Raw genomic sequence first — 14,815 nt, 5'->3', positions numbered from 1 at the left:
ATGATACAACCCTTGCAAAAACCGTTCTCCAGCTACGGAGATTGAAAGTTTTTTAGGAAAACCATATTATAACCTATTTTTGAAAATACTGGGAAATATTACAGTTTCAGTGGAAATCGCATTCTTCACCAGTGCACTCAGTAATATTTTACACACTTCACAGGAAGGCTTGGCGAAGAATCAAATGGGGACCCATTGAAAGACAATAACACCCTTAAGTCGCATTTTTCGGTCTTTTCGATTTATGACTGTGACGCACCCAGTCCCAAACCCATTTCAACATCTCGAAAAATTCCACAAGCTTCTCCTCTGCCTCTGGATTGTCTCCCGCAATTGCTTTCGCTAGGCGATCCCTTTCAAGGGTTAGAATTTCCTGAAAATAGTCAAAATGGCTCCCGGCATAAGTGATAATTTCTTTTAAAAGGGTCACCGGATCTCTTTCGTAATACTTGACCAAAAACTCAGCCAAAACCTCTCGAAAAGCATCTCTCAGTTTCAGGAACAACTCTGATTTCTGAAATTCTGCAAAAAATTTGCTAGTCCACATTACCTCACGGTCTCCAAATTCCGAATCCCCAACACCAAAAGCCATCAATCTGACAGCAGCCTCATTAAAAGAGAAACCGTAACGGCGAGCATATTTCCAAGTCTTATCATACATATCTTTAGGAACCCGTAAAGTAACTTTAACTAGTTCTTCAGGTTCAAACCTTCTAGGTTTACCCGGCAAATTAACCACAACCAATTAACTATTCAGTTAATCACGTCTAAAATTTAAAACATATAAAATTTATCGAAACATAATGATACTTGCCTTAATATTCTATTATCCTTTTTTGAGGAAAAATAATTACCACTCCTAAATTTTTATATAAAAAAATGGTAGCAAATTTGGCCCATTAGACATTTTTATGCCCCTTTAAGTCTATCTATAAAGCCTCTAGGTTCCCTAATCCCCCTCTCTTCTTGCCCGTCGCCTACCAGAAGTTTGAGAGGGGGTACTCCGTTCTTTGAGCCAAATTCTAATGCTACCGTACAGTTCTAATATGAGTCCACCAACGAAAACTGTGGCTAGCCCCATGAGTATCAAGGAGATTACCGGTAGGATGAATATCCCATTAATCCCCGAACCAAACACCAATGAGAGACCCACAACCACCAAGAACGCAGCCACGCACACCACGCTAATTCTCCAACCCCAGAACCGAAAACGCTCAAACGAACCAACCTCAGTCACTTCTCTCACAACCTCCACGTATCTACTCGCCTCTCTTTATCCTCTTCCCTACTTCACTTGAAAACCTTTTAACCGCCTCTCCGAGACGACCACCCGAGTTCCGCAGGACTTCTCCGGTTCTTCTCATTTTAGGAATCAGAGTTCGCCGCTCTTTAATTCCATAGTATACACCTCTAATCGCCACCATGACAGTGCCAAAGCCCAGTATACCAAGAGCCAGCAGTGCCATTGGATTAGCCATGAGGGCTACTTGGGGGATAGGTAACCCCATCATGGAACCGCCATAAACCTCAAGAACCGTTGAGGCCGACATAGCCGGAAGGCCGCCTGTGTTGTGCACCACACCAGTTAGACCCGCTATACCGTTAATCGCCACTCCCAGTGGGGTCACAGTCATAGAGCCTATGACATTGTTGTCACCGCTGATCACAGTCGCACCAGACATTATAGTGGTCCCCGTAATTACTACAATACCGTTAATAGCACCAAGATTCCCCATACTCGTGATACCCATGGTCACCATTGAACCAGTGATAATCAAGGGAGTCAATATCTGGAAATTACCACTCATCGATATCAGACCAGAGTTTGTTACAGTACCTGCAACAACGAGGTCTCCTGTAATACTGGTCTCGCTGCCGATGTAGGTTCCCGAAGAATCCATCACTATCTTACCGTTTAGAACCGTTATCACTCCGTTACTAATTTTCATATTACCCACGGTTTGCATAGAACCATCAGACACCACTATAGTTCCAGTCCCCTTCATTGTACCACCGTTGATGTTCAGCGATCCGGAAATGCTAACCGGGCCCCTAATGAAGCTCTCTCCACCAATCTCAAAATCGCCCTGCATGGTGGTGTCGCCGTTAACCTCGGTTGTTCCCACGGAGTTTATCTGTTCACCGGTGACTGTGATGGTGTCGCCTATGATGTAGGAGCTGGTGACGTTCATGACCATGCTTCCGCTCGGGATGTTTATCTCACCGTTGGTTATGGTCATGGAGCCGGTGGTCTTCATTGTGCCATCGATGTTCAGAGTTATCGTACCTGCTGTCAAGCCGTTGTTTATGTTCAGGTAGCCTTCAACGCTTATTAACCCCTGCATGTGGTTGTATCCCGAGATTCCGATATCGCCTCGTATAGTTATGTCGCCGTTAACCTCGGTTGTTCCCACGGAGTTTATCTGTTCACCGGTGACTGTGATGGTGTCGCCTATGATGTAGGAGCCCGTGGCGTTCATAACCATGTGGCCATCCGGAATACTTATCTCACCGTTGATTATGGTCATGGTTCCTGTGGTTTCCATGGTGCCGTCGATGGTTAGGGTTAGTGTACCCGTTGTCAATCCGTTGTTTATGTTCATGTCGCCTTGAACAGTTACCAAGTCCTGCATGTAGTTGTATCCCGAGATTCCGATGTCTCCGGTTATGGTTGCGTCACCGTTGAAATCAACCTCTCCCGTAACCCTGATACCGTTGTTGCTTGTTATGAATGAGCCCGTGGCGTTCATAACCATGTTCCCATCTGTTATGCTTATCTCACCGTTGCTTATGCTCATATCTCCATCAGTCACCATTACTCCTTCTAGGCTAAGCTGGGCTACGTTCACGTAACCCTGCATGTAGTTGTATCCCGAGATTCCGATGTCTCCGGTTATGGTTGCGTCACCGTTGAAGTTAACCTCTCCAGTAACAGTGATCGTGTCGCCTATGATGTAGGAGCCGGTATCGTTCATAACCATACTTCCGCTCGGGATAATTATCTCGCCGCTGGTTATACTCATGTCCCCATCGGTCACCATCACTCCTTCTAAGCTAAGAAGTGGGGCTCTAATATCCACATTACCCTCCATGTAGTTGTATCCCGAGATGCCAATATCTCCCGTTATTGAAGAACTTCCAGTAATCTCCATTATGCCGGTAAAAGTTATACTGCCTATAATTGAAGTGTCTGAAGCGTCATAGATGTAGATTCCAGTGGAGTTCATCTCCATTATTCCTTGTAGAATACTCATTTTCCCGCCGTCTATGCTCATCTCGCCGTCTGTTATCATATAGCCGTCTGTGAGTGTTAATTCTACGTCTCCGGTCATTGTGCCATCATTTATGTTTAGGGATCCAGATACGATTAGGGGTGAAAGCATTTTACTGTACCCGGAAACACCTATGTCGCCTTGGACGGTGATATCTCCATTTAGTAGCATGTCTCCTTCAAATGCAAGTGTGCCTTGTGTTATCTTGTTCATATTCCTGATATCTGAGAAGCCAGATGTTGAGATGCCACCATTCGTAATAACGGCAGAGTAACTGTTACCAAAACCAGTTACGTTCTGACCTGTGGTTGAAACATACATTCTTGCCGTCGGGTAACTGGGACTGTTCCAAAGAGTTATTGCGGCCTGTGTGTCGTTCTTTAGAAATTTGTAGGTAATGGATTGACTTGAGTTCATGTAAACATAGGTGTCATTGAGAACCATTACACCACCTGCTCCGCCGCTAGTTCCTACAGCGAACCAGTCTCCCCGGGACTCAAAAACCGTTCCTCCTCCGAATTCAAGATATCTTGCCGGCGTGTTTCCCATGTCTAGAATTTGTTGACTGAGATCAACTCGAATAGGAATAATAATAATCCAGATGGTGATGGTGGGGAATTCTTTGTTCATTGCCATCTGAGTTATGTTAACTTCTCCGTTGTAATTTGCCTTGGACCACGAAGGATCACCCCACAGGTTGATGGAGATGTGTACTAGTCCGTAAAAGGGAACATTCATAGTCATGTTGAGCCAGTCGTGATTTATCCAAACCTCTAAATCCAGTGTTAACGGTAGTCCCATGAACGAGATGGGAATGTCCACACCGAGTATGTGGAGTTCACCGCTATGTACTTTGATGGTATTACTGTTTGGAATTATGAGGTCGTTTGACTGATTGTTCCAGTCTCCTATATAGCCGCCCCCATAGGATTCAACGTACTGGTAGTAGTTTGTTATGTTAAAGTAGACCTCACTTCCTGTGTTTTTGTTTCCGACGTGGAGGGTTCCATTAGCGGTGTTTACTGCGGGCGAGGTGCTGTTTCCTAGTATTGTTATGCTTCCTCCTGATTTGCATGGTGCTCCTAGCTCGATTTTATCTCCTGTGAGGGTCATTGTTCCAGTGGCGAAGAGGGGCGAACCGAGAATCACTTGCTGAGCGTTTGAGAGGGTTAGGTTTCCGTTTAGTATACTGTCGCCAGTTACGGTCATGCTTCCAGTAAGAGACATGCCGCCACTGCTAGGGCTGTTTAGGGTTGTTGTCAGTTTTGTATTGGTTGATATGCCTCCATTGGATAGGATATCGTTGGAGTTTATACTATTTGGGTGCAGGGGAGCGATGGCTTGGACTTGGCTTTCCGTTAGAGGTAGAGCTAGAAAACAGGTTAAAAGCAGAATTGCTGGTAGCAATATCAGAATGTGTTTGGTTTTTCCTCTGAAGAGCTTTGTTTTTCCCTTGTAACGTGGTGTGTACTTGTTTTTCCCTTCCACCTTTTTCTTCTCCTTTTTTTCCTATTTGGTATTTTCACTGAAACAATTTGCTGTTTTTTGAAGTTTCATTAGAGCCGATAATTAGATTATCCGCGCTCCTCCTCTTCTCAGAGTTTTTTCAACTTTTATATAGTTTTGACGCCTTTTTCCTATTTAAAGCTTTTGAAAAAATGACTTATTTTTACGGCAAATAACCTACATCAACACGAAGACGAAAAAATTTTACTAAAATCTCCACCAAATTATTTTCAAAAAAATAATTCAAGAATCTCATCTTTCCATAAAATTGAAGTACTAGTTGCGTTTGAAAGGTTAAGAAAGTGTCTCATACTCCTGATGTGAGGTGAGTTTTTGAACATATCCATTATTGGAGTTGGATTAACTGAGATCAAATCACACTGGGATGCGGATTCAGCCACACTCGCCAATCGAGCTATAAGAGAAGCTCTCAGAGATGCTAACCTAGAAGCAAAAAACATAGATGGTATTGTAACTACCCCTCAAGGATACTTCACCGACGCTAAAGATATCGACCGATTCGCCCCCCAGAGAATGGGGGAATATCTAAACCTCAATGCTAAGGTGCAGGCCGCCATTGATATTGGTGGGATGAGCAGCCTAGCCGCCGTAAAGTACGGAGCCTACGAAATACTGCTGGAAAAATGTCGCACAGTTTTAATCTATGCATCAGAGAAACTTTTAACCCGGGACACATTCGATATCTCACGGCACATATACCTCACATATATTGTTAATGGACTCTTCGGACCCTACGACCGCAGATACGGTGTGATGAGAGCCGCCCCCTACTACGCTATGGCCACCCAGAGATACATGCACGAGTACCACATAACAAAGGAGCAGATCGCTCAGGTACCAGTGGTTCTAAGAGAAAATGCCTCCCTGAATCTCCGAGCCCAGTTCCGGGAACCCATAACAGTGGAAGACGTCCTAAACTCCAGACCGGCCTGCCCACCTCTAAACCTTCTAGACTGCTGCCCGGTTTCCGAAGGAGCAGCTGCAATAATTCTCGCAGACCAAAAAACCGCAAGAGAAATAGGACGAGAGGAGTGCTATCTGGCGGGTATAGGAGAAGCACATGACCCCACAAGCTTCTTCCCCATTTACCAATCAGTCACCGAAATCCCCTCTCTTAGAAGAGCCACCCAAGAAGCTCTAAAACAAGCAAAAACAGAACTCAAAGACTTAGATGTAGCCGAGGTCTATGGGCCCTTTAGCGGAACCGAACTTATGGTATACGAAGAAATGGGATTCTATAAAAGAGGAGAAGCCCCAAAAGCGGTAGAAGAGGGACGCACAAAAATAAGCGGAGAAACCCCAGTAAACCCCTCCGGGGGAAGACTATCCTTGGGGCACCCACCCTACGTCACGCCCCTGGCAGAAATACATGAAATCGTGACCCAACTAAGAGGAGAAGCGAATAAAAGACAGGTCCAAGATGCAGAGACCGGGCTGGTGCACGCAGAGCACGGAATGATGAATGGAAATATGGTAGCAATAATAAAAAGGAGGTAGAAGGAGTGGAGAGATTCTTCCAAGAATTGCAAAACAGGAAATTTAAAGTTCCAAAATGTAAAAACTGTGAAAAACACATATATCCGCCAAGAGATTTTTGTCTCTTTTGTAGCTCCAAAAACCTGGAATGGGTTGAAATAAGCGGAGAAGGAACACTATACGCTTACACAATAAATGCGGGAGGAATACAATTCCACAACGAAACCATAGGAATAGTAGAATTAAAAGAAGGTTTCAAAATCCTAACATACATAGGAAAACCAATTCAAGAACTAAAAATCGGACAACCAGTAAAACTTGAATACACCGAAATAGAAACCCAAGAGGGAAAATTAACACTCCACAAATTTACACCACAAAACTAAACAGATCCATACCACTTCCTCGCCAAAAAAAGGAGGGTTTATGGTTATTGGGGAGCTTTTAATTCTTTTCCTCTTGTCTGTTTTAGGGCTTTTTCTTGTACAGTTTAAGAGTTAGGGTTGCTATCAAGAATGCTCCCGCACCGCTGAGGACGCCCAAAACTGGGAGGATTGTCTGCTGAGAATAGGTGGAGAGCTGGTTTAAAATGGCTAAGCCTAGAAGAATTATCTCAGAGTTTAAGGAGCCAAAGGGGCCAATCCTATTGTAGAACACGGCTTTATCAGTAAAGTCTACTTCTTCTTGGTGTCCTTCGAATGCCTCAACCTTAATCCGCTCATCACCTACAACCTGCACAACAAGAGTGTAATTTTTGTCACTGACAGTTTCTGGATATGCTCCAACCAAATGGTATATGACTTTACCACTCTCATTGGATACCTCTCTAAAGTCTGGACCTGTAGCGTTGAACACTCCTATTGGTAGAGGTGCTAATACATTTCCTCCGACAGATACAACCATTTGTGACGCATTATGAACATAGTAGACGAGGGCTAGATTAGTGCTGTAGTTCCAGACGCCTGGTTGACTTCCTTCAAGGAACCAGTTTCCACTTAGCCTACCAAGAATGTCATAATCTATCTTTCCGCCTCTGGGTTCACCTATTCTATTAACTTTCTGGTAGGCTTTCTCCTTTAGGCTTTCTTCAAGATAGTCCAGTGGGCAAACTGTGTGCACTTCTACGCCATAACCATAGGTTTCGGGGTGAATGAAGCTTAGTGTAACATCATAATCTTTTGCACCCCAATCTAAGCAAAAGGATCCTCCTGGTTGCTTCTCTGCCCTACCGACGACTTGTCCTGCTTCAACTGGTATACTGACTAGAGTAAATCCTGTTATTTTTCCAGTTTTTTCCAATATCCAGTCCGCTAGGCCTGACATGTGGTAGAAATAGCTATAAAAAGTGATTGTATGTCTTATGCGTAAAGTGTAGTCTTGATAGTTTCCTCCCTCCTGAGTGTTATTGCTAATCTGTGTTATGACTCCTTTTGCTGGTGCAACTATATCGTAAGTTCCGTTTTTTAGTAAAAAGTATATGTGGTCGCTGGGAAAAGTGTGGCTGGGAGGGTTCAAGTTTCCTAGTGGTGTTATGGAATCGTAGGCGTCGTCCTCCAGGGGGATGTGTGTGAAGGTGAATTTTCCTAGGGAACTTGGAATATTTGCATCCATTGTATAACTGTTGGCGGTTGTTTTGAAAAGCAGTAAGTCAGCATTTAGTTGTTGTTTTAGATTATAATTTATTTGACTGAAACCAAATCCAACTAGAAGGATACCGATAATGGCCACGACGATAATCCTTTTACCCGGACTCATAATTTTCAGTCTCCTTTAATTTTTCCGGGTCAAAATGAACGCGTATTTCGTGAGTTTTGTGGATGGGCTGCTCGCTTTTCCCTAGTGATATTGTGTCTAATTTTAAATATATTTTTTTCGATTTGCTCTTTTGTAGAATTTATTGGTCTTTTTTAATATTTTTATCGATAAATTTAAAAATTTATTTTATAAATTAGTATGAAATGCTGAATATTTTGTACATAAATAATGTTTAAAACGTAAATTTGTGCAAAAATGGTTTTAACCAAAAAATTTAAAATTGGTCTTTTTTAAATAATCTTCGTAGGGGACTAGTGATTTTCTGAAAAAATAGGTTGACTAGCTTTCTTTAAGGAGGGTTTGTAAATGAGTGTAGATGCCGCAAAACACGGGCAGATGCCTAAGCAAATACACTTACTGTATGAGACAATTTTACAAGATTATCGCAGAATTATTGGAGATGAATTTGATGAAAATTTTGCCAACGTTTTGGAGCATCTGTCAACTAGTTTTGAAACTACTGAGGAGCAGATTGGTGCAGAGACAAATATGCCTTTTAAGGAGATTAGGAGGATTTTGTACAAATTGTACGATCTTCGCATCGCAACTTATCGAACGATCCGAGATCCCCATACGGGATACTTCTCATTTTTGTGGAAACTACTTCCCCTAAAGTACAGTTTTGCAACCTTCAAGCATAAGGCTTTACTAACAATTAAAAAATTAGAGGAAAGAATAGAGTATGAGAGAAACAACACTCTCTATCATTGCGGAATGAATAGATGTCCCAGGCTCAGTTTTGACCAAGCTGTGGAAGCAAAGTTCAAATGTCCAATGTGTACAAAACCTCTGCAATTGGTAGATAATGATAAGATCGTAAACTCTTTGAGAAATAAAATTCGGGAACTAGAAAAAGATGTGGAGAACATTTCTAAAAGTCTCTCCGAGAATGGGTTTGCTATTTCCTAATTTCCGAAAAACCAAAATTTATTTGTGAAAATTATGGGGTAGGGGGAACTAGGGGCATTAGTTAAACGGTTGTAATCTTTTGTTTTCCACAATACTTATGTGATTAAGGGAATATTTTTTTCTGAGGGAACATTAAATGTCTAGAGTTGGAAAAATATTGCAAAACAAAGAAAGGAGAAGAGTAACATTAAATTCCTCGTTGAACTCAATTATTAATGAGCTAGCAAAAATGGGGGCGTTGAAAATCATACTCTTCGGTTCACTTGTTAAAGGCGAAGTAGACGTTTATAGTGATCTGGACCTATTAATAATTATGCCTAATAGTAGAAGTGGGAAGCAATGGATGAGGCTAATATACGGAAGCTTGAGCCGAGAGGTGGCGTCCGACTTAATAGTCTACAATGAGGAAGAATTTGAGGAAAAACTTCCAATAAGCAGATTTCTGCAAAGCATAGTAAATTCGGGTAGAGTGGTTTATGAAAAAACCGATTAAAGAGGAATCGTTGAGATGGTTCACTCATGCAAGGGACGAGTTTGAAGATGCAGATGATCTGCGAAAGAGGGGAAGATTCTACCTTGCGCTCTTCCATTTTCAGCAAGCAGCAGAAAAAGCTTTGAAAGCATATCTCTACTCGAAGCTCAAATCTGTTGAGGTGATTTATATACGTTCTATAGGGGGGCTCTCCGCAATGGCACTCGAAATAGACAAAGATTTCGAAAAAATTATAGTTGCTAAGAAACTAGACATATATTACCTTCCCACCCGCTACCCCAATAGTCTTCCAGGAGGAGTCCCCTCAAGATATTTCGATGATCCAAAGGAAGCAGAGGAAGCAATGCAACTTGCGAAAAGCGTCATTGAGCTAGTGGAAAAAAAAGTTAAAGTAAGGAGAAATTTTGAGTAAATTTTATGAATTCAATTTTTTTCTAAATTAAGCAACCGCTCTGATAATTGCTTTTTTCACACTTCTATGAAATCTACCTCCTTTTTAAAGAAGGTTCTAATCTCATACTTCCGAAGTATCTCTATGAGTAATTCCTCCTCTCTCTCGGAATCCTCCAAAGACTTCTCACCTGGTTCCTGCCAGAAAACAGCTATTTTCTCCTCCTCAAAATCTTTAATACCCTCGGTGTCGATTTCTGGACCTTTAAAAAACCAATATCTTTTTGTTGTAATTTTAGGGGGGTGTTCCTTAGTTAAAATCTCATGAGCTAATAGTAGGCTGCCTAATGCTTCTTCAACCGTTTTAGTGCTAAACTGGTGTTTAACTTCAATTAACCAAGTCTTTTTCTCAGAATAATCAACCAGTATTAGATCTATCCTTTTTTCGCCCAGGTTTCTCGAAATTTTAAATTTGATGTTCTTGAATATTTTTGCATCTTTTGTAACTATTCTGTCCATCATGTAGGATGCGAAAGCATCGACCAATGGGGATCCAAACCAGAGACTGAAAAAGAAAATCCAGAAAGCCAATTTTTTCACCCTATTTAAAAAAGATTTATAACTATTTAATATCTATCCATATAGTTTAAAGGGAGGTTTTTGGTGTGGTAATTAGTGTACATGCCCATTTAGCTCACAAGGATATGTGGTCTGATACTTTTTGGGATTTTATAGCGGATAATTACGCCAAGTCCTTAGGCGTACCCAAGGAAGTAGTGGCTAATCAGATGCTGCCCCAATTCTGGGGGTCCAACGCCGAAGTATTCGTTGGAGTGATGGACGCGGCAGGCATTGATAAGGCTTTGGTTATGGGTGTTGACTGGGGAATGTCAATCGTGGGTGAAGCCAAATGGTCAGTGGAAGAAATGAACCAGTGGGTGGCTAAGCAGGCGGATGAATACTCAGACAAACTAGCTGCTCTCTGCGCCATAGATCCCCGTAGAGGAGAGAGGGCGGTTAAACTTTTAGAAAAAGCCGTGGAAGAATGGGGAATGAAAGGACTCAAGTTCCACCCCACCGCCGGTTATTACCCCGATGACCGTAAATACTTCCCGCTCTATGAGAAGTGTGTAGAACTCGACGTGCCCCTCTACTCACACACCGCAGCGGTAATTTCTGCTCCCATGGAATCCAAATATGCGGATCCCATATATTTGGACAGTGTTGCGGCAAACTTTCCGGATCTGAAAGTAGTTCAGGTTCACTTCGGCGGATTGAACTGGACTCTTAAAGCAGCGGAAATAATGACTGCTCGACCCAACGTTTACGCTGAAATCTCTGCCCATCAGGTAGCTGCTGCAGGTATTCCTCAGTACTGGTTAAGCACTTTAAGAAACCTGCTTAATGTTCCTGCTCTGCTGGGGTCTCCTCTTAAGGATAGGATAATGTTTGGCACCGACTGGCCTTACCTCTTGACAGTGATGGGTGACGATGCCTGGGTTAACTGGGTCAAAAACATTCCAGAAAAAGCAAAAGAGTACGGTTTAAAATTCACACAGGAAGAAATCAACAAAATTCTAAGCGAGAACGCTAAGAAAATACTCAAACTATAAAACGAATCCTAGTTTATCTTTCCTCTATTCCCTTTTTTTGGTTTGATTACAGGTATTTATTATATGTTAATTTAAGCTCTTACTGTACGATGACCACTAAACTCTGAACACTTTTTCCCTCTTTATTGATTAGTTTTACTATCTCATTTAGGTGCATCGTGATCTCATTGTTTTTAATATCCCTAATGGTACCATCTGGTTCCGCTACATTCACGTGCAGCTCCGGGTTCATCTCGTAGCGGGTTTCTCCATCATAATTGAAACTTTTTATCAGGTCTAACTCAACCATGGTCTTCAGGTTATTAAATACGGTGGAACGGCTTATATTAGGATACCTTTTCTTAATAGCGTTGTATACTTTATTGAATGAAGGGTGGTATTTCCCTAACTCTCTAAGTATTTTAATCAATTCGAGCCTTTGTGGAGTGATCCGCATTCCGTGTTTCTTTAATTGTTTTTCCATAGTATCACTTTTCCATATTACATATGGTGGGGCTGGATAAAAATTTATTTGTACAATAGGTTTAAATAGAACTAAGTTCTTTTTAGAACTAAGGTGAAATAAATTGGGAAAAGTAGGAAGGGAAGTAGTCGAAAAGGCAGGAATAGACGTCGACAAGCTCTTAAAAATGCTGGTTAAAGCAGCATCCGCCGAATTCACCACATACTACTACTACACTCTGCTAAGAGCTCACGCCACAGGAACAGAAGGAGAATCCATAAAAGAAATCATAGAAGACGCTAGACTGGAAGACAAACTCCACTTCGAAACACTAGTCCCGAGAATCTTAGAGCTGGGAGGAGATCTCCCCCGGGATATACGGGAATTCGCCGATATGGCAGCCTGTAAAGACGCTTACCTGCCAAAAGAAGAAACCGTTAAAAACCTATTAAACGTCTTAGTGGAAGCTGAGAGATGCGCCATAAGGGTGTACACCGAGATATGCAACTACACTTTTGGCAAAGACCATAGAACATACGACGTATCACTAGCCATACTGCATGAAGAAATAGAGCACGAAGCCTGGTTCGAAGAACTATTAACTGGAAAACCCTCAGGACACTTCAGAAGACGAACACCGGGAGAAGGCCCATACACCCAAAAATTCAGACACATAGGTTAAAACAGCAAATTTATATTCCACTTTCTCTTTTTTTCTTTTTATTATAATTAATAAAAGACAGAGACTTGCGTTGCTGATAAAATGTATTGGTTAATTCTTTTTTGGTTTTTATATGAGCAACAGTTCAACCAGAATTTAATAATATGGGGATCTTCAGCAAGTCTTATTGCGGGTCTCGCTACCGGGTTTGGATGCACACCGCTTTTATTCATTAGAACGGTTTCTCAGAGAGCATTGGATACCATGTTGGGTTTTGCAGCCGGGGTAATGTTGTCTGCTTCATTCTTCAGTCTGATACTACCTGCTATTGATATCGGGGGAATCTGGATGGCCATTGGGGGAATTGTGTGCGGAGTAGTCTTCATCATAGTGGTGGACCGTTTAGTTCCCCACCTGCATGGTTTAACAAAGATGAAGAAACCAACCCCAAAACTTAGGCGGGTATGGTTACTCATTCTTGCCATAGCCATCCACAACTTTCCAGAAGGGCTTTCGGTGGGCGTGGGTTTTGGAGCCGGAGAAATAGGTGCAGGCTTGGCACTAGCCATAGCAATCGGACTTCAAAACATGCCCGAAGGTTTAGCGGTGGCTCTACCGTTGCTGCGCGAAAATTATAGCAAGTGGAGAGCCTCGGGATACGCAACCATGACCGGCCTTGTGGAACCGGTAGGAGGAGTAATCGGCGTCTTAGTGGTGAGTATTGCTCACCAGTTTTTACCCTTCGCACTCGCCTTTGCAGCAGGAGCAATGATTTGGGTGGTAAGCGACGAGATGATTCCAGAGAGCCACTCAAAAGGATTTGAGAGGGAAGCCACCATAGGAGTAATTATAGGTTTCTTAGTAATGATGATCCTAGATAATATTCTGGCTTGACACTCCCCTCGAATAAATTCGGGGGATTCCTGCTTCTGGGTGTTCATTGGTCTTATGTTCATGGCCCTTTTAGGCTCCCAATTCATTCTATCCCACACAAGAAGCAGGGGGTGTGCCATCACCCCGATGGCTGTTCCTTCACCGTGAAGGTTCGCCATGTTTATGACGCCCACGGCGTCTATTCGGCCCCTCATGGGGGCTGTGTCTTGTTTAGCCTCTTGAAGCCCAAGCCAAACTCCTCAGCTACCGACAACTATTAACATACTCTATTTCAAATAAATTTTTTGAAGGTTTATCCCAGAGACTGAAGTCTGGGGCTTTCCCGCCAAAGATTCCTGTAAAGATTTGAAATTATAATATTAATTGGTTTATTCTCGTGGATTTAAAATCAAAGAAAAACCGTATAGAATTTTAAAAAAAATAAAAAAGAAATATTTTCTAGTTTTTTACTTTCAGCCGTTAGATTTGGCTACGCTGTTTTTCCTTTTATTATCATGTTATTGCTTAATGCGTAAATCCAGATTACTAGTACTAGGAGCATGAGCCACTCTGGAATGGCACCGTAAAGTTTTGTAAGAATGCCCAGAATCCAGCCACCCACAAATTCGAAATAGCCAATCCACTGGACAGTATTTGAGAACACTGTGGACGAACGCATAGCGTAGCTCAGAATTCCAGCCGCTAGGGCGATGAGCATCCAGAACAGTATTGAGAACAGGTTGTGCTGAAACGATGCCACCTCGGAAAAAACACCAATCCCAATCAGTGCAGCGCCAGCAACCACTCCTATTAGAACACCAATCTTGGAAGTCCTAGAATATCCTAAAGATCCAAGTAGTGTTGGAAAGAACAGAAAACACAGAATACCGGTTATTATCAAGCCCACGTTAAACATGAAGGATGTGGGGCCTACTCCAAGATCGCTTATAGCCTGAGTGGTCCAAGTGTATCCGAAATTAGGGACTGGAACCCAGAATCTAAAACCCAGCTTGACCGCATAGGGCATAAAGGGAGATGCACTAGTGTATAGAAACACCGCGCCCAAGATACAAATTACAGCGATGCTTATCGCCACAAAACCAATGATTCCGCCAATAAGAAGTAACGGCACTCCCATAAATGTAGTAGATTTCTCACCGGCCATAATAATCACCAAATTACAAAATACACACCTCTAACCTATTCAACACTTGACTAATTATATTTTTCTGTTAAAAAACTTTCAATCTCCGTAGCTGGAGAACGGTTTTTGCAAGGGTTGTATCATTTTTTGCGCCCTTATGCGGAAGGTGTGGGGCGCATTTTTCAGCCGGTGAGTGGTCT

Annotated in this window: 15 protein-coding genes; 8 read left to right on the top strand and 7 right to left on the bottom strand. The window is 42.3% G+C overall.

Translation table 11 applies throughout. From position 1 onward, the window contains the following. Positions 1-214: 214 nt before the first annotated feature. The 3 genes from ACUVXA_RS06385 to ACUVXA_RS06375 form a co-directional block, all read right to left on the bottom strand. Positions 215-730, bottom strand: a complete 516-nt coding sequence (locus tag ACUVXA_RS06385) for a hypothetical protein (protein WP_445870414.1) — start codon at positions 728-730, stop codon at positions 215-217. 219 nt (positions 731-949) lie between these two features. Continuing rightward, entirely contained in the window at positions 950-1,237 is a 288-nt protein-coding gene (locus ACUVXA_RS06380) for a hypothetical protein (RefSeq protein WP_445870413.1), read from the bottom strand. Between the two features lie 22 nt (positions 1,238-1,259). Next, on the bottom strand, positions 1,260-4,760 hold the full coding sequence (locus ACUVXA_RS06375) for a hypothetical protein (protein ID WP_445870412.1): 3,501 nt from the start codon (positions 4,758-4,760) through the stop codon (positions 1,260-1,262). A 351-nt stretch (positions 4,761-5,111) separates the two neighbouring features. On the opposite strand from ACUVXA_RS06375, the gene ACUVXA_RS06370 reads away from it, so the two are divergent. Both ACUVXA_RS06370 and ACUVXA_RS06365 read left to right on the top strand, forming a co-directional pair. After that, on the top strand, positions 5,112-6,296 hold the full coding sequence (locus ACUVXA_RS06370) for a thiolase family protein (protein ID WP_445870411.1): 1,185 nt from the start codon (positions 5,112-5,114) through the stop codon (positions 6,294-6,296). Positions 6,297-6,301: 5 nt separating this feature from the next. Next, entirely contained in the window at positions 6,302-6,661 is a 360-nt protein-coding gene (locus ACUVXA_RS06365; RefSeq protein WP_445870410.1) for a Zn-ribbon domain-containing OB-fold protein, read from the top strand. An 82-nt stretch (positions 6,662-6,743) separates the two neighbouring features. Here the strand turns inward: ACUVXA_RS06365 and ACUVXA_RS06360 are convergent, their stop codons facing one another. Then, a complete protein-coding gene (locus ACUVXA_RS06360) occupies positions 6,744-8,030 on the bottom strand; it encodes a hypothetical protein (RefSeq protein ID WP_445870409.1) in 1,287 nt (428 codons plus the stop codon). A gap of 366 nt (positions 8,031-8,396) precedes the next feature. Between ACUVXA_RS06360 and ACUVXA_RS06355 the strand changes: the two genes are divergently transcribed. The 3 genes from ACUVXA_RS06355 to ACUVXA_RS06345 all read left to right on the top strand — a co-directional run bounded on the left by ACUVXA_RS06355 (position 8,397) and on the right by ACUVXA_RS06345 (position 9,904). Next, positions 8,397-8,999, top strand: coding sequence for a hypothetical protein (locus ACUVXA_RS06355; RefSeq protein WP_445870408.1), 603 nt, complete (start codon positions 8,397-8,399; stop codon positions 8,997-8,999). A gap of 136 nt (positions 9,000-9,135) precedes the next feature. After that, the gene (locus ACUVXA_RS06350) at positions 9,136-9,492 is read left to right on the top strand and encodes a nucleotidyltransferase domain-containing protein (RefSeq protein WP_445870407.1); all 357 of its coding nucleotides are present in this window, start codon (positions 9,136-9,138) and stop codon (positions 9,490-9,492) included. Then, a complete protein-coding gene (locus tag ACUVXA_RS06345) occupies positions 9,476-9,904 on the top strand; it encodes a HEPN domain-containing protein (RefSeq protein ID WP_445870406.1) in 429 nt (142 codons plus the stop codon). Before ACUVXA_RS06350 ends, ACUVXA_RS06345 begins: the two co-directional genes overlap by 17 nt. Before the next feature lie 56 nt (positions 9,905-9,960). Here the strand turns inward: ACUVXA_RS06345 and ACUVXA_RS06340 are convergent, their stop codons facing one another. Further along, positions 9,961-10,473 carry a hypothetical protein gene (locus ACUVXA_RS06340; protein WP_445870405.1) on the bottom strand — a complete coding sequence of 171 codons (513 nt, stop codon included), beginning with the start codon at positions 10,471-10,473 and terminating at the stop codon, positions 9,961-9,963. Positions 10,474-10,547: 74 nt separating this feature from the next. Here ACUVXA_RS06340 and ACUVXA_RS06335 point away from each other — a divergent pair, with 74 nt between their 5' ends. Further along, positions 10,548-11,495: an amidohydrolase family protein gene (locus ACUVXA_RS06335; protein ID WP_445870404.1), complete on the top strand. Its 948-nt coding sequence runs from the start codon at positions 10,548-10,550 to the stop codon at positions 11,493-11,495. Positions 11,496-11,574: 79 nt separating this feature from the next. Here the strand turns inward: ACUVXA_RS06335 and ACUVXA_RS06330 are convergent, their stop codons facing one another. After that, positions 11,575-11,958 carry a Fur family transcriptional regulator gene (locus ACUVXA_RS06330; RefSeq protein ID WP_445870403.1) on the bottom strand — a complete coding sequence of 128 codons (384 nt, stop codon included), beginning with the start codon at positions 11,956-11,958 and terminating at the stop codon, positions 11,575-11,577. A 103-nt stretch (positions 11,959-12,061) separates the two neighbouring features. On the opposite strand from ACUVXA_RS06330, the gene dps reads away from it, so the two are divergent. Together dps and ACUVXA_RS06320 are read left to right on the top strand one after the other, a co-directional pair. Beyond that, positions 12,062-12,619: a DNA protection during starvation protein gene (gene dps, locus ACUVXA_RS06325; protein WP_445870402.1), complete on the top strand. Its 558-nt coding sequence runs from the start codon at positions 12,062-12,064 to the stop codon at positions 12,617-12,619. An 81-nt stretch (positions 12,620-12,700) separates the two neighbouring features. After that, positions 12,701-13,492: a ZIP family metal transporter gene (locus ACUVXA_RS06320; protein WP_445870401.1), complete on the top strand. Its 792-nt coding sequence runs from the start codon at positions 12,701-12,703 to the stop codon at positions 13,490-13,492. 469 nt (positions 13,493-13,961) lie between these two features. Here ACUVXA_RS06320 and ACUVXA_RS06315 read toward each other — a convergent pair whose 3' ends face one another. Beyond that, positions 13,962-14,636, bottom strand: a complete 675-nt coding sequence (locus ACUVXA_RS06315) for a hypothetical protein (protein ID WP_445870400.1) — start codon at positions 14,634-14,636, stop codon at positions 13,962-13,964. Positions 14,637-14,815: the final 179 nt, after the last annotated feature.

This window comes from Candidatus Jordarchaeum sp., assembly GCF_052745115.1.
This window is presented reverse-complemented; position numbering and strand designations above follow the sequence as displayed.

Coding starts and splice junctions, on each gene's coding strand:
- ACUVXA_RS06360 (WP_445870409.1), bottom strand. CDS start 8,030: ATGAGTCCGGGTAAAAGGATTATCGTCGTGGCCATTATCGGTATCCTT.
- ACUVXA_RS06355 (WP_445870408.1), top strand. CDS start 8,397: ATGAGTGTAGATGCCGCAAAACACGGGCAGATGCCTAAGCAAATACAC.
- ACUVXA_RS06350 (WP_445870407.1), top strand. CDS start 9,136: ATGTCTAGAGTTGGAAAAATATTGCAAAACAAAGAAAGGAGAAGAGTA.
- ACUVXA_RS06345 (WP_445870406.1), top strand. CDS start 9,476: ATGAAAAAACCGATTAAAGAGGAATCGTTGAGATGGTTCACTCATGCA.
- ACUVXA_RS06330 (WP_445870403.1), bottom strand. CDS start 11,958: ATGGAAAAACAATTAAAGAAACACGGAATGCGGATCACTCCACAAAGG.
- ACUVXA_RS06320 (WP_445870401.1), top strand. CDS start 12,701: ATGTATTGGTTAATTCTTTTTTGGTTTTTATATGAGCAACAGTTCAAC.
- ACUVXA_RS06315 (WP_445870400.1), bottom strand. CDS start 14,636: ATGGCCGGTGAGAAATCTACTACATTTATGGGAGTGCCGTTACTTCTT.